Raw genomic sequence first — 16649 nt, 5'->3', positions numbered from 1 at the left:
GCCCCTGCCGATCGGCAGGGGAGGCCCGGCCGCTTTCCCGCCGGATTCCTGCCGAACGGCACATGCGCGAAGGGGCTTCCGGCGATCACTCTTGGGGGCATCGCGACGGTGGCCACCCGGGCCGCCGCGGAAGGGAGTCCTCACCGTGTTCCGTGCCCGCGCTCTCCGCCTTCGCACCGGTCGTGTGCAACTGAATGACCGTCAGCCGCGTGTTCTCCAGGGCGGATCGCTCCGCCCCACAGCCGCCCCACCCGCATCGGAGAGCACATGGCCGTCAGCAAACCCGCCACCCTCGCACGGGGCCTCGCCGCCCTGCTCCTCGCGGCGGCGTCCGCATCCACCGCACCCGCCTTCGCCGCCACGCCTGCTCCGGCCGCCCTCGGTCCGGCTGTCCTCGATCCGGCCGCCCTCGACGCCGCGATCGCCGCCCGGCCGGGCGACCCGGTGGCGGGCGCGGTCGCCCGGGTGACGGCCGACGGCCTGGTCTGGCGCGGCAGCGCCGACGATCCGGTGAGCGGGCGGCCGGTGGCGCCGGACGCGGCGTTCCGGATCGGCAGCATCAACAAGACCTTCGTCGCCGCAGTGCTGCTCCAACTCGCCGCCGAGCAGCGGATCTCCCTGGACGGCACCGTCCAGCAGTACCTGCCCGGCACGCTGCCCGCGAGCTTCACGCTGCCGATCACCGTCCGTCAACTCCTCGACCACACCAGCGGACTTCCGCAGGCCGTCGAGGGCCCGGAACTCGAGGGCACCGAGCTGGAGAAGCGCGACGGCCTGATCGCCAACCGCTTCGCGATCGAGACGCTCGACCTGGTCGTCCAGCGGACGCTCCGGCCCCACCCGGAGCGCGGCCTGCCCGAGGCCGGCCCGGCCTTCGATCCGGGCAGCGAGCAGGAGTACAACAACTTCAACTACCGGGTGGCGGGCCGGATCATCGAGCAGGTGACGGGGCACACGATCAGGGAGGAGGTGACGGCCCGCATCCTGAAGCCGCTCGGCCTGCGGCACACCGAGGTGACGGAGGGCAGGCCCGCGATGCCCGAGCCCCACCTGGCCGGCTACGTCCCCGACAGTGCCGACACCCCGACGGACGTCTCCGAGCAGGGCGGCAACCCGGAGTCGATGGTGTCCACCCCGGCCGACCTGGACAGGTTCCTGCGCGCCCTGCTCGACGGCGAACTCCTGCCTCCGCAGCAGCTGCACGACCTGCTCACCCTGCCGCGCGACGCCTCCGGCCGGCTGGTGCCCGTACGCGGAGCGGGCGAGTGCCTGTTCGGTCCGGACAAGGGTCGGGCCTGCTACAGCGCCGGACTGATGGCCGTCCCGCTGCGGGACGGCACGGTGCTCTGGGGCAAGACCGGGCACGACCTCGGGTACTCCGACGGCTTCTTCACCACCCCGGACCTGCGCAGGCGGCTGGTCTACTCCGTCGGCGCCGGGAGCGGCACCCCGGCACCGGCGCTCCGCCTCGCCGCCACGACCTTCGGCCCCTTCGCCCCCTGAGCCCGACCGGACCCGACCGAACCGGACCGAACCGGACCGGACCGGCAAGCCACACCAGCGCCCTCCCCCCACCGTCGAAAGGAAGCAGATGATCAGCATCCCCGGCGGGCTCGCCCGCACCACCATCGACCGTGAGGGAGCCCCCGGCGCGGCCTGGATCGCCGAACTCCCCGGCCTCGCCGCCGAGCTGCTGGAACGCTGGGGCTGCGTGCCGGACGGCGCCGCCACCCACGGCGGGGTCGGCCTGATCCTCCCGGTCCGGCAGGCGGCCGAGCGCGTGGCCGTACTGAAGGTCTCGTTCCCCCACCCGGGCAACGTGCACGAGCCGGACGCCTTCGCGGTGTGGGCGGGCCGGGGCGCCGTCCGGCTCTACGAACGGGACGACGAGCGCTTCGCGATGCTGCTCGAACGGGCGAGCCCGACCACGCTCGCGGAGGCCCGGGACACCGACGAGGTGCCGACGGTCGCCGGGCGGCTCAGCCGGCGGCTCGCCGTCCCGGCGCCCCCGGGCCTGCCCCGGCTGAGCGAGCAGGCCGCGGAATGGGAGGCCGGCCTGCGCGCCGACGCGGCCTCCCTCTCCCACCCCCTGCCGGCCCGCACGGTCGGCGCCGCCCTCGCGACCGTCCGCGAACTCGCCCGCACCCAGCCGGACGTGCTCGTCCACGGGGACCTCCACCCCCGCAACATCCTGCGGGCGGAGCGCGAACCCTGGTTGGCCGTGGACCCCAAGGGCTACGTGGGAGACCGCGCCTACGACGGCGGCACCCTGCTCAAGGTCCATGCCCTGACGCTGCTCGACGCGCCGGACCGGCAGCGCGCACTCCTCCGCGCGCTCGACGTCTTCGCCGAGGCCGCCGAGCTGGACCGCGAACGCCTCCGCCGCTGGACCCAACTCCACGCCGTCCAGGCCGCCTTCCACGGTCGGCGGCACGGCTTCCGGCTCGCCCGAGGAGGCCCCGGGCTCGACCGGCTCACCCGGTACGCGGACGAGCTCGCCGAAGCACTCACCCCCGCCTGACCGGCGCCCACCACCACCGGCGACCACCCGACGACCGCCTACGGGCACCCAAGGAGGCCCGCGACCACCGACCGTCACCGAGAAGCGCCCGGCCCAGGAATCACATTGGCGGTCGGCGGCCCGCACTGCCTATGGTCGGGGGATGACCACTCGAACCTTCCGCATCATGGTGCGCGGCGTCTTCGACGGCCTCACCGCCGACCAGCGTGCCGAACTGCTCGCCGCCGCCCCCGAGCACGACGTGCTGCGCGCCGCCTTCACCCGCGAGGGCCACCTCAGCTACGACGTCTCCGCCCGGGCCGCCTTCACCTTCCGCTTCCTCGACGAGGGCGAGGCCGAGGAGGACATCCTGGAGGCCACCGAGCGGGCCGAGCAGTCGGCGCGGGACTGGCTCACCGAACGCGGCTACGGCTACAAGAACCTCCGCTCCCAGGCCGAGGACCTCTCCCAGGCCCCGCTCGGCAAGCGTCAGCGCCGCGCCGCCAACACCGCGCACTGACCCACCCCTCCCCTCCCCCCTCCGCCACCTCCTTGACGGCTCGCCCTAGCGCTATACTTGAGCAGTCAAGGAGGTGGCAATGACAGAGCGTCCAGACCATCAGCGTTCAGACCAGCAGCAGCCGGACCAGGTGGACCGTGCCGCGACCGCACCGGTCGCAACGAGCCCGAGCCCCGATCCCCTGGACACCGCCCTGCGGCTGGTCCGCGCCCAGACCGCCGTGGTCAAGCGCTTCGACGCGGGCCTCAGCCGCCTGCACGGCGTCAGCCTGGCCGACTTCACCATGCTGCTCCACCTCTCCCAGGCCCCCGGCGGCCGGATGCGCCGGGTCGACCTCGCCGAGGCCCTCGGGCTCACCGCCTCCGGCGTGACCCGCGGCCTCGCACCGCTGGAGCGGATCGGCCTGGTCGCCCGCGAGGCCGCCGCCCGCGACGCCCGGGTCACCTACGCCGCCCTCACCCCGACCGGCCGCGAGCGGCTCGCCGAGATGCTGTACACCGCCCGCAAGGTCGCCGCCGAGCACTTCGCGGCGGAGCAGTGGAGCGCCGAGGACCTCGGCCGGCTGTCCACCCTGCTCACCCGCCTCGGCGGCACCGCCCCCGGCCGGCACCTCGGCTGATCCGCCCGCCTCACCGCCCCCGCGCGCACCCTTCCGCACCCCGCCACACCCTCCGCCCGAGCCCACGTCCTAGGCTGGCCCCGCACCACAGGGCACCCCCCGTGCCATCCGCAACAACCGGCACTACCCGCACCACCCGCACCACCCCACCCCCGCGAAGGGCCGCACCATGACCGACACCCCCGACACCGGGCCCGGCCCGGAGCGCGCCCTCGCGGACGCCCAACGCGCGCACTGGCAGCAGACCTACACCGCCAACCCGGGGATGTACGGCGAGCGGCCCTCCGCCCCCGCCGAGTACGCCGCCGGAGTGTTCGCCGCCGCCGGGGCCCGGGAGGTGCTGGAACTCGGCGCCGGCCACGGCCGCGACGCGCTGCACTTCGCCCGGGCGGGTTTCCGCGTGCTGGCCGCCGACTTCAGCCCGACCGGCCTGGAGCAGCTGCGCGCCACCGCGGCGGACCAGGGCCTGGCCGACCGGCTCTCGGTCCTCGCCCACGACGTCCGCGACCCGCTGCCCCTCCCCGACGCCTCCGTCGACGCGGTCTTCGCCCACATGCTGCTCTGCATGGCGCTCTCCACCGGGGAGATCGAAGCGCTCGTCGCCGAGGTCCGCCGGGTCCTGCGCCCGGGCGGCACCCTCGTCCACACCGTCCGCCACACCGGCGACGCCCACTACGGCGCCGGCACCGGCCACGGGGACGACATCTGGGAGCACGGCGGCTTCGCCGTCCACTTCTTCCCCCGCGAGCTGGTGGACAGGCTCGCCGAAGGCTGGCACCTGACCGACGTCCACCCCTTCGAAGAGGGCGAACTGCCCCGCCGCCTCTGGCGCATCACCCAGGAGAAGCCCCGATGACCGCCCCCGAAACCGCCACCCCCGACGCCCCGAACGCCCCCGACCTCACCATCGACGGCACCGGCCTGCTCTGCGTCCAGCTCCTGCTCCGGCTGCGCGCCCGGATCGCGCACCTCCCCGCCGGCGCGGTGGTCCACATCCACACCACCGACCCCGCCGCCCCGCTCGACCTCCCCGCCTGGTGCCACCTGACCGGCCACGAGTACCTCGGCCGGGTCCCGTACGAGGCCACCGACCGCGAGGTGTACGCGCTGCGCCTCACCTCCGCCCCGGTCCAGACGCGCCCCGACCGCCCCTGGCACCCGGCCCCCGTCACCGACTGACCGGCTGACCGACCCGCCCCGCAGGGCGCACCCGGAGCGGGCCACGGCTGCCGCACGCTCCAGGAAGCCTGGCAACGGACCCGAGGACGGCTCGCGGCCGGAGCCCCCGCAGCGACCGGTGTGCCACCATGATGAGGTACGAACGATCCAGCGCCACAGGGAGGTTGACCGCCGTGGACCCGATCATCAGCTGCCGCTGGCAGGACCCGAGCGGCGAGTGGGCCCTGACCGTCGGCCACAACGGCGACGCCTGGGAACTGCTCGCCTCGGCCCCCTCCTCGTCGGAGTCGATCCCCTTCGCGAACCCGGACGAGGTCCGCCGGCTCGCCCAGGCCCTGCTGGACCTGCCCGCCGAACCCGAGCCGTACGAGTTCGAGTGGCAGCTCTCCCGCAGCGGGCCGGCCCCCGCCCCGGGCGGGCCGCAGCCCCACTTCGCGACCTTCGCCGTCGGCCTCGACCCCACCGACGACCACCGCCCGTACCTCGCCTACCAGTCCTACTACGACCTGGGCCGGGCGACCGGACTCGGCCTGGAGGTGATCTGCGAGGACCCGCCGGTCGACCACCTCCGCGCCCAGGCCCACGCCTTCCTCACCACCTTCTCCGACCCCACCCGCCGGTAGCCGTACAGACCCACCACCCCACGGCCCCACCGCCCCACCACCTCGCCACCTCGCCACCTCGCCACCTCGCCACCTCGCCACCTCGCCACCTCGCCACCTCGCCACCTCGCCACCTCGCCGCCGAGCAGCCCCGACTCACGCCACCGCGCGCACCGCCCAGTCCACCTCGGCCGCCCAACTCTCCGGCGCGGCCCAACCGTTGACCACCGCCAGCAGCTCCAGGTACCGCTCCCGCCGCGGATCGGCCATCGCCCCCAGCCGCTCCGCCAACCGGTCGCGCACCGCCCCAGCTTCCCCCGGCACCGCCCCCGCGCAGCACCGCCCGTACCGCTCCACCAGCACCGCGACGACCGCCGCCGCCTCCGCCGACCCGGGCTCCACCCCGGCCGCGACCGCCGGCCCGGCCAACTCCCGCACCGCCACCGCCAGTCCGGGCCTCGGCAGCCCCGTGCCGGCCGCCTCCGCGGCCTCCACCTCGGCGAGCCCGCGCAGCAGCGCCCGGAACCCGGCGTCCCCCGCCAGCTGCGCCAACTCCACCCAGGCCTCGATCTGTTCGACCGACGGCTCCTCCGGCAGCTCCGGCGTCAACGAGCGCGCCACCGCGGCGAACCGCCCGCCGCCCCCGACCCCGCCGTCTTCGATCCCGCCGAACACCCCCGTCAGGAACTCCCCGATCAGGCGTCCCCGTTCATCCTCCGTGAGCCGGGCCAACCGGTGCACGAACGTCAACTCCTCAGGTGTGGAACCGAGCCTGGCCACCGCCCCGAGCACCGCCCGCCGCAGCCGCAGCACCCGGATCTGGAGGTCGATCGCCTCCGCCTGCGCGGCGGCGACGTCGGCCGGCGTCAGTTCACGCTCCACCACCCGCCGGATCGCGGGCAGTCCGAGCCCGAGTTCCCGCAGGGTGTGGATTAGGTCCTCTCTTTCGGACCACGTCGGATCAGCGCGCGGCGTCGGAGTGCGTGCATCGCAAGGCGGAGGAGGGAGTCCATGCGGAGCATCGGCGACCGACGACAACGCGGCGAGGTGCGTGCTCCGGCGTCGTGCACCCGGCGTGGTCCGAAAGAGAGGGCCTGCTTCGAGGCGCGCGACGGCCTCGGGGCCGTACCGCCGGTGGCCGGCCGGGTTGCGGTCGGCCGGCGACACGATCCCCTGGTCCGAGTAGAAGCGGACGGTCTTGACCGTCAGCCCCGTGCGCCGGGCCAGCTCACCGATCGTCCAGAGCGCGTCGCCGTTCATGGCCACCACCCTGCTACCTCCCCCTACGGGAGATGCAAGCCGCCCACGGCCGCGGCCGCCCCCGCCTCACCCACGGGGCCCGCGCCGACGCCCCTCCTCCCGCCCGGAGCGCCGCGGTGTCCGCCAGGCGGCGAACAGGATGCCCGCCGCGCCGATGACCGCCTGGAGCGCCCCCGTACCGGCCAGCAGGCAGATCAGGGTGCACACCGCCAGGATCGACATCAGGGCGATCAGATCGAGCGCGCGGCCGTCCGTCCCGGCACCACCGCCACCCCGCAAACCGGCAGACTCCCCCGTCGAACGTCGAATCTCCGATGACACTGCCGCCTCCCACGGCCGGGGAGGGCAGCGCCGAGGATCCGACTCCACACAACGAAACAGCCGCATCGCGCCGCATGTCTTGTGGGGTTGCTTCCCCGGCTTCCGCCGCTCGACGCGACGAAGCCTGCCCCCCAAAGATCATGCAGCCGAGCGGCTACACAGCAGCCATGGAAGCCGACATCCGACGCCGCGTCAACCCCGCCCGGACAGGCGGCGGTTCACCTGCCGGAGCCGACCGGCCGGCCTCCCCACCGAAGCGACGACCCCGGCCGAAGCGACGACCCCGACCGGGGAAGCGACCCCGACCGGGGAGGCGGCATCGGCACCCCGCCGTCAGGCGGTACGCCGCAGCAGCGCCAGGTACATCGCGTCCGTCCCGTGCAGGTGCGGCCACAGCTGCACGTCCGGGCCGTCGCCGAGCGCCGGGACGCCGGGCAGCAGCGGGCGCGCGTCGATCCACTCGACCCGGCCGCCCTCGGCCCGCAGCACGTCGTCCACGACCGCCCGGGTCTCCGCGAGGTGCGGCGAGCAGGTCGCGTAGCCGACCACGCCGCCGACCCGGGTGGCCTCGATGGCCGAACGCAGCAGGTCCCGCTGGAGCGGGCCGAAGGCGGCGATGTCCGCCGGCCGGCGCCGCCAGCGCGCCTCCGGGCGGCGGCGCAGCGCGCCGAGGCCGGAGCACGGCACGTCGACCAGCACCCGGTCGAAGCCTTCGGACCGCCAGGCCGGGCGCGTCCCGTCGGCCGCGATCACGGTGTACGGGCCGGGGTTGCCCGCCAGCGCCCGTGCCACCAGCCGGGCCCGGTGCGGCTGCTTCTCGCTCGCGACCAGCGCCGCGCCCCGCTCGGCGGCCAGCGCGCCGAGCAGCGCGGCCTTGCCGCCGGGGCCCGCGCAGCCGTCCAGCCAGAGCCGGTCCGGCCCGTCCAGCGGCGCCGCGGCCAGTGCCAGCGCGACCAGCTGGCTGCCCTCGTCCTGCACGCCCGCCCGGTTCTCCTGGACCGCCGCGACCGCGCCCGGGTCGCCGCCCTCGGCGAGCCGCAGGGCGAACGGGGACCAGCGGCCCGGTTCGGCCTCGGGCAGCGCGTCGGCCAGCTCGTCGACGGTGGCCCGGCCGGGTCGGGCGACCAGGGTGACCTCGGGCCGCTCGTTGTCGGCCCGCAGCAGCTCCTCCATCGCGGCGCGCCCGGAGGCGTCCGGCTGCCAGCGGCCGAGCGAGTCCCAGAGCGCGGAGACCACCCAGCGCGGGTGCGAGTGCACGACCGCCAGGTGGTCCTCGGCGTCCTTGTCGTACGGCGGGGCGACCTTCTCGATCCAGGCGTCCAGGTCGTGGGCGCTGATCCGGCGCAGCACGGCGTTGACGAACTTGGCCTTGCCGTCGCCGAGCACCACCCGGGCCAGCTCGACGGTCGCCGAGACGGCCGCGTGGCTGGGGATGCGGGTGGTGAGCAGCTGGTGGGCGCCGAGCGAGAGCACGTCCAGCACCGGCGGGTCGACCTTGCCGAGCGGCCGGTCGATGCAGGCGGCGATGACCGCGTCGTAGGTGCCCTGCAGGCGCAGGGTGCCGTAGACCAGCTCGGTGGCGAGGGCGGCGTCGCGCCGGTCCATGCCCTTCTGCTCGGCCTCGCGGAGCAGCGAGGGCAGGATCAGGTTGGCGTACGCGTCGCGCTCGTCGACGGCACGCAGCGCGCGGAACGCGACGATCCGGGCCGGGTCCTTCTTCGGGCGGCGGTGCGGGCGGGGGGCGCGCTTGGCGCTGGGGGTGGTCACAGGTGCCTCAAGGTGCTGCGGTGGTTATCAACGAACGGTGGTTAGCAACGAACTCGGACGACAACGCAATCAGACGACAACGAAGTCGAACGAACACGGACGATCTCAAACGAACAGTAGCGCCAAACCGGAGCGTCAGCCCCCGAAGCGCTCCCCCGCCTCCAGGCGCGCGCCCCGGGCCCAGTCGGCGGCCCGCATCTCCTTCTTCCCCTGCGGACGCACCTCCCCGAGCTCGATGTTGTGGCTGCCGGTCCCGACCCGGACACTGTTCTTGCCCGCCATCGCGACCTCGCCCGGCGCCAGCTCGGTGGAGTCCGGCAGCAGCCTGACCGGCCCGGTGACCTTCAGCCGCTCACCCCGGAACTCCGTCCAGGCCCCCGGCGCCGGCGCGCAGCCGCGCACCACCCGGTCGATCCGCAGCGCAGGGTGGCTCCAGTCGATCCGCGCGTCCTCGACGCTGATCTTCGGCGCGAGCGTGACGCCCTCGGCGGGCTGCGGCACGGCGTGCAGGGAGCCGTCCTCGATGCCGTCCATGGTGGCCGCGAGCAGCCGCGCACCGGAGAGGGAGAGTCGGGTGAGCAGCTCGCCGCTGGTGTCGGTCGGGCGGATCTCCTCGGTGATCACGCCGTAGACCGGGCCGGAGTCCAGGCCCTGCTCGATCAGGAAGGTGGACGCGCCGGTGACCTCGTCGCCGGCCAGCACCGCGTGCTGGACCGGGGCCGCGCCACGCCAGGCGGGCAGCAGCGAGAAGTGCAGGTTGACCCAGCCGTGCTTGGGGATCTCCAGGGTGCCGGGGCGCAGCAGCGCGCCGTAGGCGACCACCGGGCAGCAGTCGGGGGCGAGTTCGGTGAGCCGGGCGACGAAGTCCGGGTCGCTGGGCTTCGCCGGCTTGAGGACCTCGATCCCGGCCTCCTCGGCGCGCTGGGCGACGGGGCTGGCGACCAGCTTGCGCCCGCGCCCGGCCGGGGCGTCGGGGCGGGTGACCACGGCGACGACCTCGTGCCGGTCCGAGGCGAGCAGGGCGTCCAGGGCGGGAACGGCGACCTCGGGGGTGCCGGCGAAGACGAGACGCATCAAGTGCCTTTCTGCAAACGGAAGTTCAAGAAACCAACGAAGACCGACAACGACCGGGGAAGACCACCAGGGCCGCCGGGACCGAAGGAACCGGCCGAACTCAGCGGGCGGAACCGAAGGTGCTGTGCGGCGAGACCTTGACCACCGGGGCCGGCCCGGCGCCCCAGTCCGCCTCCCGGATCGCCTTCAGCGCGGCCTTGCGCTGCTCGCGGTCCAGTCGGTCGATGAAGATGATGCCGTCCAGGTGGTCGGTCTCGTGCTGGATGCACCGGGCGAGCAACCGCGTGCCCTCCACCGTCACCGGATCGCCGTACATGTTGAAGCCCTTGGCCACCACGCCGTACGCGCGCGTGGTGTCGTAGCGCAGGCCCGGCAGCGACAGGCAGCCCTCGGGGCCGTCCTGCTCCTCCTCGCTCAGCGACAGGTCCGGGTTGATCAGGTGCCCGGTGACACCGTCCACGTGGTACGTGAACACCCGCAGCGAGACGCCGAGTTGCGGCGCGGCGAGGCCGGCGCCGGGGGCGTCCAGCATGGTGTCGGTGAGGTCGCCGACCAGCTTGCGCAGTTCCTTGTCGAAGGTGGTCACCGGCTGGGCGGTGGACCGCAGGACGGGGTCTCCGAAGAGACGGATCGGCTGGATCGCCACGGGGTACGGGCTCCTGTCCGTAGGGGCGCGGGCTGCGGTCGGCGGCTGGTTCACCCGCCAGTCTATGCAACCCGCGCGGCCGCCCGCCGAGGGCTTCCCCGGAGCCCGGACCGGCACCGGACCGGCCCCGCCTCAGGGCCCAGACCGGCGCCGGATCAGCACCGGATCGCCGCCCGGCACGCCCCGACTGTGCCGAGCCGCGTTACCCCGGCCCCCGCTTCGGCGTTGGTCAAGAGAGATTGACCGGGGCCGGGCGCAACGGGACACCGCGTCCCGGCCGAGCTGAACCGTACGGAAGGTGGCACGTAGGCCATGGCCGAGCAGATCAACCACGACGCCCGGGCGCGGGCGAGCCTGCACCTGCTGGTGCGGGACATCGAGCGGGTGAGGCGGCAGGTCGACGCGCTGCGGACGCTCACCGCTCAACTGGGCAACGTCTACCGTCCGCGCCGACCGAGCACCTCGGCCGGCTTCGTCGTGTACGGGCGGGCGCCGGCGCCGACCGTGCGCCTGGCACAGGAGCTGCGGGAGAGCGTGGAGACCCTGGTGGCGGCGGCGGTCGAGTTCGACCGGGCGCTGGGGTTCTCCTGGGACTCGGTGGGCTCCGCCCTCGGGGTCACCAAGCAGGCGGTGCACCGGCGCTACGGGATGCGCCGGCCGACCAGCGAACTCCTCGCCGCGAGCGGCGCCGTCCCGGGCCAGGCCCGTCCGGACCGCTCCGAGGAGCTGCCCACGGGCACCGAGCGCACCGGACTGGCCACGACCGTCCCGGCGGCCCGCCAGGGCGGCCTGGACGGTCGCGCCCTGGAGCGCGCCACGATCGACCGCACCGGCATCGACCGCACGCCGATGGACCGAACCGGCATCGACCGCGCCGGCATCGACCGGGGCGCGCTGGACCGGGGCCCGCTGGACCGCCCCGGCATCGACCGCACCACGATCGACCGCACCCCCGTCGACCGCGCCACGACCGACCGCAGCACCCCCGTCGACCGCCCCCAGGCGGACCGACCCGGCATCCCGCTGCGCGGCTGACCGAGCCACGCACCCGGGCCGTCCGGGGCGGGGTGGCCCACTCACCCCGCCCCGCCGGGCCGCCGGTCCCCAAGCCCCCGGACGCGACGCACCCACCCGCGAGCCCCCGAAGCCCCCGAACCCCGCCCTCAGCCGATGTCCGTCGGATCCACCCGCACCCGCACCGGCTCCGCCGTCCGCAGCGCGATCCGCGCGATCTGCGCCGCCTTGAGCGCCGCCGCCAGCGCGGCCCCCTGCCCGGGCGGCACCCGCAGCAGCGCCCGCTCCTGCTCCTCCCCCCGCAGCGCCGGCGACGGCACCGGCCCGAGCACGTCCGCCTCCTCCGGCAGCCGGATCAGGTTCAGCAGGTCCGCGACCGCCGAGGGGCTGCCGCTCACCGAGGCCATCCGGGACACCGGCGGGAAGTGCAGCTGCGCCCGTTCGTCCCGTTCCAGCCCGGCATGCCCCAGCGGATCCCACCGGACCAGTGCCTGCACCGGACGGGCCGAGGGCTCGGCGACCACGACCACCGTCCCGCCCTCCGTCGAGGGCCGCGCCAGCGCGGCCGCCGTGAGCCAGAGCCGCAGCGTCTCCTCCCCCGCCCGCAGGTCCGGCCGGCCGAGCAGCGCCCAGCCGTCCAGCAGCAGCACGGCCCCGTACCCGCCGCCGCCCTCGACCACCGGCTCCGCGCCGGGCGTGGAGATCACCAGGGAGGGTTCGTCCGGCACGGTGGCCAGCACCGCCTCCCGGCCCGAGGTCCGCACCGGGATGCGCGGGAACGCCTTGCCCAGCTCCTCCGCCGTCCGCCGGGCCCCGACCACCTGGGCCCGCAGCCGGAAGGACCCGCACTCGGGGCAGTGCCAGTCGTTCTCCGGCTCCCCGCACCAGGCGCAGCACAGCGTGGCGTCCGCCGAGGGCGCCTCCAGCGGCCCCTCGCAGCGCCGGCAGCGGGCGGGGGTCCGGCAGCGCCCGCAGGCCAGCCGGGGCACGTAGCCGCGCCGGGGCACCTGGATGAGCACCGGGTGCCCGGCGGCCAGCGACTCCCGAGCGGCCTCCCAGGCCACCGAGGGCAGCCGGGCGGCCTGGGCGGCGGCGTCCCGGTGCTGGTCCTGGTCGGTGACGGTCCGCACCCGGGGCGCGGCCTGCCGCACCGTCTCGCGGTCCGCGACCAGCGGGCGCGCCCAGCCGGTGCTGACCAGCTGCGCGCCCTCCACCGTCACCGCGTGCCCGCCGAGCAGCACCGCGGCGCCCTCGTCGGCGGCCCGCAGCAGCGCCACCTCGCGCACGTGCGGGTGCGGGGCGCGCGGGTCGCTGTGGCTGCCGTCGCCGTCCGACCAGACGACGACCAGCCCGAGGTCCCGGACCGGCGCGAACATGGTGGCCCTGGTCCCGATCACGGCGCGCACCGAGCCCCGGCTCACCGCGAGCCAGCGCTTGTACCGCTCGCGCGGGCCGAGGTCGGCCTCCAGCGCCACGTGCGCCCCGGGGCCGAGCAGTTCGGTCAGCGCCTGGTCGACCCGGGCCACCGAGCGCCCCTCCGGGAGCACGACCAGCGCCCCGCGCCCGCCGGCCAGGGTCGCGGCCACGGCGCGTGCGATCTCGTACGGCCAGCCGGGCCCGGGCAGCGCCGCCCAGACCGCGCGCGGCGAGCCGCCGGCGGTGAGCGAGGCGAGGAAGTCGGGCCCGGCGGGGTAGCGCTGCCAGCCGCCGGGGGCCGGGGCGGCCGGGCGCGGCAGCGGCGGCGGCGAGGGTTCGGCCTCGGCCTTGGCGTGCCGGGGCGGGACGGCCAGCTGGAGCACATCGGCCAGTGTCCCGGCGTACCGGTCGGCGACGGTCCGGCACAGCCGCAGCAGCTGCGGGGTGAGCACCGGCTCGGGCGAGAGCACCTGGGCCAGCGGGGCGAGCGGGCCGGCGAAGTCGCTCTTCTCCAGCCGGGCGACGATGAACCCGTCGTGCAGTTCCCCGCCCTCGCGCTGGCCCTTCACCACCCGCGCCCCGAACCGCACCCGCACCCGCACCCCGGGCTGGGCCTCCTCGGCCATGGCGGCCGGCACCGCGTAGTCGAAGAACTTGTCGATGGTGAGCACGCCCTTGTCCACCACGACCCGGGCCACCGGCAGGTGCTCGGCCCGCTTGGCCCCGTGCCAGGTGCGCGGCTTGGCCCGCTTGACCGTCTCCCGGATGAACGCCAGCTGCTCCGGCTCGGCGGCCCCGTTCTCCCCTGTGCTGCTCATCGCCACCAAGTACTACCAGGTCACACCGACAATGCACGAAGCGGCGCCCACCCCCGAACGGGGACGGGCGCCGCTTCCGGGCGCTACGGGCCGAGCGTCAGAACGCTACGGGCCGGCGCTCGGGCACCGGGCTCAGGACGTCAGTCCTGGACGGCGGCCTTCAGCTGCTCCACGCGGTCGGTGCGCTCCCAGGTGAAGTCCGGCAGCTCACGGCCGAAGTGGCCGTACGCGGCGGTCTGGGAGTAGATCGGGCGCAGCAGGTCCAGGTCGCGGATGATCGCGGCCGGACGGAGGTCGAAGACCTCGGAGACGGCCTTCTGGATCGCCAGGACCGGCACCGACTCGGTGCCGAAGGTCTCCACGAACAGGCCGACCGGCTCGGCCTTGCCGATCGCGTACGCGACCTGCACCTCGGCGCGGCGGGCGAGGCCGGCGGCGACGATGTTCTTCGCCACCCAGCGCATCGCGTACGCGGCCGAGCGGTCCACCTTGGACGGGTCCTTGCCGGAGAAGGCGCCGCCACCGTGGCGGGCCATGCCGCCGTAGGTGTCGATGATGATCTTGCGGCCGGTGAGGCCGGCGTCGCCCATCGGGCCGCCGATCTCGAAGCGGCCGGTCGGGTTGACCAGCAGGCGGTAGCCCTCGGTGGTCAGCTTGATGCCCTGCTCGGCCAGCGCCTTCAGCTCCGGCTCGACGACGAACTCGCGGATGTCCGGGGTGAGCAGCGACTCCAGGTCGATGTCACTGGCGTGCTGGGTGGAGACGACCACGGTGTCGAGGCGGACGGCCTTGTCGCCGTCGTACTCGATGGTGACCTGGGTCTTGCCGTCGGGGCGCAGGTAGGGGATGGTCCCGTTCTTGCGCACCTCGGTCAGGCGGCGGGAGAGGCGGTGCGCCAGGGTGATCGGCAGCGGCATGAGCTCGGGCGTCTCGTCGGACGCGTAGCCGAACATCAGGCCCTGGTCACCGGCGCCCTGCTTGTCCAGGTCGTCAGCGCCGTCCCCCTGGGTGGAACCCTCGACCCGTGCCTCGTACGCGGTGTCGACGCCCTGCGCGATGTCGGGCGACTGGGCACCGATGGACACCGACACGCCGCAGGAGGCGCCGTCGAAGCCCTTCTTGGAGCTGTCGTAGCCGATCTCCAGGATCTTGTCCCGGACGAGCTGGGCGATCGGCGCGTACGCCTTGGTGGTCACCTCGCCGGCCACGTGCACCTGGCCGGTGGTGATGAGCGTCTCCACGGCGACCCGGGACGTCGGGTCCTCCCGCAGGAGAGCGTCAAGGATGGTGTCGCTGATCTGGTCAGCGATCTTGTCGGGGTGTCCCTCGGTCACGGACTCCGAGGTGAACAGGCGGCGAGACACAGCGCTCCCTGGGGTTGCAGCGGCTGCTGACTGAAGTTCCCCGGCTCGTACCGGGGAACTCCGGAAAGACTTGATTCCTGGAGTCTAACGGTCTGGTTCCGCCGAACGTCACCCGCTTCAGGATTTCTCGACCGCCGCGCGAGCGAATCCGATCAGTTGCCGCCTGTTTCCAGCCGCTTTGCGACCAGGTCCCAGACCACGTCCGCGAGTGCCTCCTTCGGGCCGACCGGAACGGCCGTCTCGCTGCCGTCCGAGCCCAGCACCACGGCCTCGTTGACGTCCGTGCCGAAGGCCTTGCCGTTGCCGACCTCGTTCACGACCAGCAGGTCACAGCCCTTGCGCGCGAGCTTGGCGCGGCCGTTGGCGAGCACGTCGTCCGTCTCCGCCGCGAAACCCACCACGAGTTGGCCCGAACGGGCCCGGTGGGCCGAGAGCTCGGCCAGGATGTCCGGATTGCGGACCAGCGCGACCGCGGCCGGTTCGACCCCCTCGACCTTCTTGATCTTGCCGGTGGCGTACTCGGCGGGCCGGAAGTCCGCCACCGCCGCGGCCATCACCACGGCGTCCGCGTCCTTGACCGCCTCCAGCGCCGCCTCGCGCAGCTCCAGCGCGGTCGAGACGTGCACCACGTCCACCCCGGCCGGGTCCGGCAGCTCGGCGTTGGCCGAGAGCAGCGTCACCCGGGCCCCGCGCGCCGCGGCCGTCACGGCGAGCGCGTAGCCCTGCTTGCCGGAGGAGCGGTTGCCCAGGTAGCGCACCGGGTCCAGCGGCTCCCGGGTGCCGCCGGCCGAGACCACCACGTGCCGGCCGGCCAGGTCGGTCGGCACCGGCCCGCCGCGGCGCAGCACGGCCTTGCACGCCTCGAAGATCGCGGAGGGCTCGGGCAGCCGGCCCTTGCCGGTGTCCTTGCCGGTCAGCCGCCCGACGGCCGGCTCCAGCACGATCACGCCCCGGCGGCGCAGCGTGGCGACGTTGTCCCGGGTGGCCGGGTGCTCCCACATCTCGGTGTGCATGGCGGGCGCCAGCACCACCGGGCAGCGGGCGGTGAGCAGGGTGTTGGTCAGCAGGTCGTCGGCGAGGCCGTGGGCGGCCTTGGCGATCAGGTCGGCGGTGGCCGGGGCGACCACGACCAGGTCGGCCTGCTGCCCGATCCGCACGTGCGGCACCTCGTGCACGCGCTCCCAGGTCTCGGTGGCGGCCGGGCGGCCGGACAGCGCGGCCCAGGTCGCCTCGCCGACGAAGTGCAGCGCGGCCGCGGTCGGCACCACGGTGACCTGGTGGCCGGACTCGGTGAAGCGGCGCAGCAGCTCGCACGCCTTGTACGCGGCGATCCCGCCGCTCACGCCGAGGACCACGCGGGGGGCGTCCGCACTCAGAGTCATCTACCGGCCTTTCTCCGCATCGGGCTCCGCATCGGGAACGCGCCCACCCTACGGCCCCCCGGCCCCGCCCCGCACAGCGCCCCGGCCCGACCCCGTACGGCGCTCCGCACCGCGCTCCGGCGCCGGGAACGCCGGAGGGCCCGGCGGAAACGATTCCGCCGGGCCTC

General features: G+C 74.8%; 15 protein-coding genes and 1 pseudogene. 8 read left to right on the top strand and 8 right to left on the bottom strand.

Annotated features, from left to right (window positions below; all coding sequences use genetic code 11):
- Positions 1 to 267: 267 nt before the first annotated feature.
- From ACFU7Z_RS19425 to ACFU7Z_RS19395, 7 genes are all read left to right on the top strand, one after another.
- Complete coding sequence (locus ACFU7Z_RS19425; RefSeq protein WP_380778454.1) at positions 268 to 1503, top strand: serine hydrolase domain-containing protein; 1236 nt, start codon at positions 268 to 270, stop codon at positions 1501 to 1503.
- Between the two features lie 88 nt (positions 1504 to 1591).
- Positions 1592 to 2521, top strand: coding sequence for an aminoglycoside phosphotransferase family protein (locus tag ACFU7Z_RS19420; protein WP_380778452.1), 930 nt, complete (start codon positions 1592 to 1594; stop codon positions 2519 to 2521).
- Positions 2522 to 2663: 142 nt separating this feature from the next.
- Positions 2664 to 3020 (top strand): DUF6204 family protein, encoded by a 357-nt coding sequence (locus ACFU7Z_RS19415; RefSeq protein ID WP_049654238.1) that lies wholly within the window; start codon positions 2664 to 2666, stop codon positions 3018 to 3020.
- Positions 3021 to 3099: 79 nt separating this feature from the next.
- Positions 3100 to 3639 (top strand): MarR family winged helix-turn-helix transcriptional regulator, encoded by a 540-nt coding sequence (locus ACFU7Z_RS19410; protein WP_380778449.1) that lies wholly within the window; start codon positions 3100 to 3102, stop codon positions 3637 to 3639.
- 169 nt (positions 3640 to 3808) lie between these two features.
- Positions 3809 to 4495, top strand: coding sequence for a class I SAM-dependent methyltransferase (locus tag ACFU7Z_RS19405; RefSeq protein ID WP_380778447.1), 687 nt, complete (start codon positions 3809 to 3811; stop codon positions 4493 to 4495).
- A complete protein-coding gene (locus ACFU7Z_RS19400) occupies positions 4492 to 4818 on the top strand; it encodes a sulfurtransferase TusA family protein (protein ID WP_380778445.1) in 327 nt (108 codons plus the stop codon). The genes ACFU7Z_RS19405 and ACFU7Z_RS19400 overlap by 4 nt, the downstream gene beginning before the upstream one ends.
- Positions 4819 to 4991: 173 nt before the next feature.
- On the top strand, positions 4992 to 5441 hold the full coding sequence (locus tag ACFU7Z_RS19395; RefSeq protein WP_380778443.1) for a hypothetical protein: 450 nt from the start codon (positions 4992 to 4994) through the stop codon (positions 5439 to 5441).
- Between the two features lie 135 nt (positions 5442 to 5576).
- Here ACFU7Z_RS19395 and ACFU7Z_RS19390 read toward each other — a convergent pair whose 3' ends face one another.
- From ACFU7Z_RS19390 to def, 5 genes are all read right to left on the bottom strand, one after another.
- Positions 5577 to 6680: a MerR family transcriptional regulator gene (locus tag ACFU7Z_RS19390; RefSeq protein WP_380778441.1), complete on the bottom strand. Its 1104-nt coding sequence runs from the start codon at positions 6678 to 6680 to the stop codon at positions 5577 to 5579.
- 66 nt (positions 6681 to 6746) lie between these two features.
- Complete coding sequence (locus tag ACFU7Z_RS19385) at positions 6747 to 6902, bottom strand: hypothetical protein (protein ID WP_158077698.1); 156 nt, start codon at positions 6900 to 6902, stop codon at positions 6747 to 6749.
- A gap of 432 nt (positions 6903 to 7334) precedes the next feature.
- Positions 7335 to 8768 carry an RsmB/NOP family class I SAM-dependent RNA methyltransferase gene (locus tag ACFU7Z_RS19380; protein WP_074002398.1) on the bottom strand — a complete coding sequence of 478 codons (1434 nt, stop codon included), beginning with the start codon at positions 8766 to 8768 and terminating at the stop codon, positions 7335 to 7337.
- 135 nt (positions 8769 to 8903) lie between these two features.
- Positions 8904 to 9842, bottom strand: coding sequence for a methionyl-tRNA formyltransferase (gene fmt, locus ACFU7Z_RS19375; protein ID WP_380778439.1), 939 nt, complete (start codon positions 9840 to 9842; stop codon positions 8904 to 8906).
- Positions 9843 to 9942: 100 nt separating this feature from the next.
- Positions 9943 to 10488, bottom strand: coding sequence for a peptide deformylase (def, locus tag ACFU7Z_RS19370; RefSeq protein ID WP_049659138.1), 546 nt, complete (start codon positions 10486 to 10488; stop codon positions 9943 to 9945).
- Positions 10489 to 10800: 312 nt separating this feature from the next.
- Here def and ACFU7Z_RS19365 point away from each other — a divergent pair.
- Positions 10801 to 11268, top strand: a pseudogene (locus ACFU7Z_RS19365) (hypothetical protein); the annotation flags it as partial.
- A 383-nt stretch (positions 11269 to 11651) separates the two neighbouring features.
- On the opposite strand, the gene ACFU7Z_RS19360 reads toward ACFU7Z_RS19365, so the two are convergent.
- The 3 genes from ACFU7Z_RS19360 to coaBC all read right to left on the bottom strand — a co-directional run bounded on the left by ACFU7Z_RS19360 (position 11652) and on the right by coaBC (position 16482).
- A complete protein-coding gene (locus ACFU7Z_RS19360) occupies positions 11652 to 13736 on the bottom strand; it encodes a primosomal protein N' (RefSeq protein WP_380778437.1) in 2085 nt (694 codons plus the stop codon).
- A gap of 140 nt (positions 13737 to 13876) precedes the next feature.
- On the bottom strand, positions 13877 to 15100 hold the full coding sequence (gene metK, locus ACFU7Z_RS19355) for a methionine adenosyltransferase (RefSeq protein WP_049651366.1): 1224 nt from the start codon (positions 15098 to 15100) through the stop codon (positions 13877 to 13879).
- Positions 15101 to 15252: 152 nt separating this feature from the next.
- Positions 15253 to 16482, bottom strand: coding sequence for a bifunctional phosphopantothenoylcysteine decarboxylase/phosphopantothenate--cysteine ligase CoaBC (coaBC, locus tag ACFU7Z_RS19350; RefSeq protein ID WP_049651365.1), 1230 nt, complete (start codon positions 16480 to 16482; stop codon positions 15253 to 15255).
- Between the last annotated feature and the right edge of the window lie 167 nt (positions 16483 to 16649).

It is taken from the genome of Kitasatospora sp. NPDC057518 (assembly GCF_042802075.1).
Taxonomy (GTDB): Bacteria; Actinomycetota; Actinomycetes; order Streptomycetales; family Streptomycetaceae; genus Kitasatospora.
Note: the sequence above shows the minus strand (reverse complement) of the source record. Positions and strands in the feature narration are given on the sequence as shown.

Bases quoted from the DNA above. Each gene is read 5' to 3' on its own strand.
- ACFU7Z_RS19425 (WP_380778454.1), top strand. From the start codon at position 268: ATGGCCGTCAGCAAACCCGCCACCCTCGCACGGGGCCTCGCCGCCCTG.
- ACFU7Z_RS19420 (WP_380778452.1), top strand. From the start codon at position 1,592: ATGATCAGCATCCCCGGCGGGCTCGCCCGCACCACCATCGACCGTGAG.
- ACFU7Z_RS19415 (WP_049654238.1), top strand. From the start codon at position 2,664: ATGACCACTCGAACCTTCCGCATCATGGTGCGCGGCGTCTTCGACGGC.
- ACFU7Z_RS19410 (WP_380778449.1), top strand. From the start codon at position 3,100: ATGACAGAGCGTCCAGACCATCAGCGTTCAGACCAGCAGCAGCCGGAC.
- ACFU7Z_RS19405 (WP_380778447.1), top strand. From the start codon at position 3,809: ATGACCGACACCCCCGACACCGGGCCCGGCCCGGAGCGCGCCCTCGCG.
- ACFU7Z_RS19400 (WP_380778445.1), top strand. From the start codon at position 4,492: ATGACCGCCCCCGAAACCGCCACCCCCGACGCCCCGAACGCCCCCGAC.
- ACFU7Z_RS19390 (WP_380778441.1), bottom strand. From the start codon at position 6,680: ATGAACGGCGACGCGCTCTGGACGATCGGTGAGCTGGCCCGGCGCACG.
- ACFU7Z_RS19385 (WP_158077698.1), bottom strand. From the start codon at position 6,902: ATGTCGATCCTGGCGGTGTGCACCCTGATCTGCCTGCTGGCCGGTACG.
- fmt (WP_380778439.1), bottom strand. From the start codon at position 9,842: ATGCGTCTCGTCTTCGCCGGCACCCCCGAGGTCGCCGTTCCCGCCCTG.
- ACFU7Z_RS19360 (WP_380778437.1), bottom strand. From the start codon at position 13,736: ATGAGCAGCACAGGGGAGAACGGGGCCGCCGAGCCGGAGCAGCTGGCG.
- coaBC (WP_049651365.1), bottom strand. From the start codon at position 16,482: ATGACTCTGAGTGCGGACGCCCCCCGCGTGGTCCTCGGCGTGAGCGGC.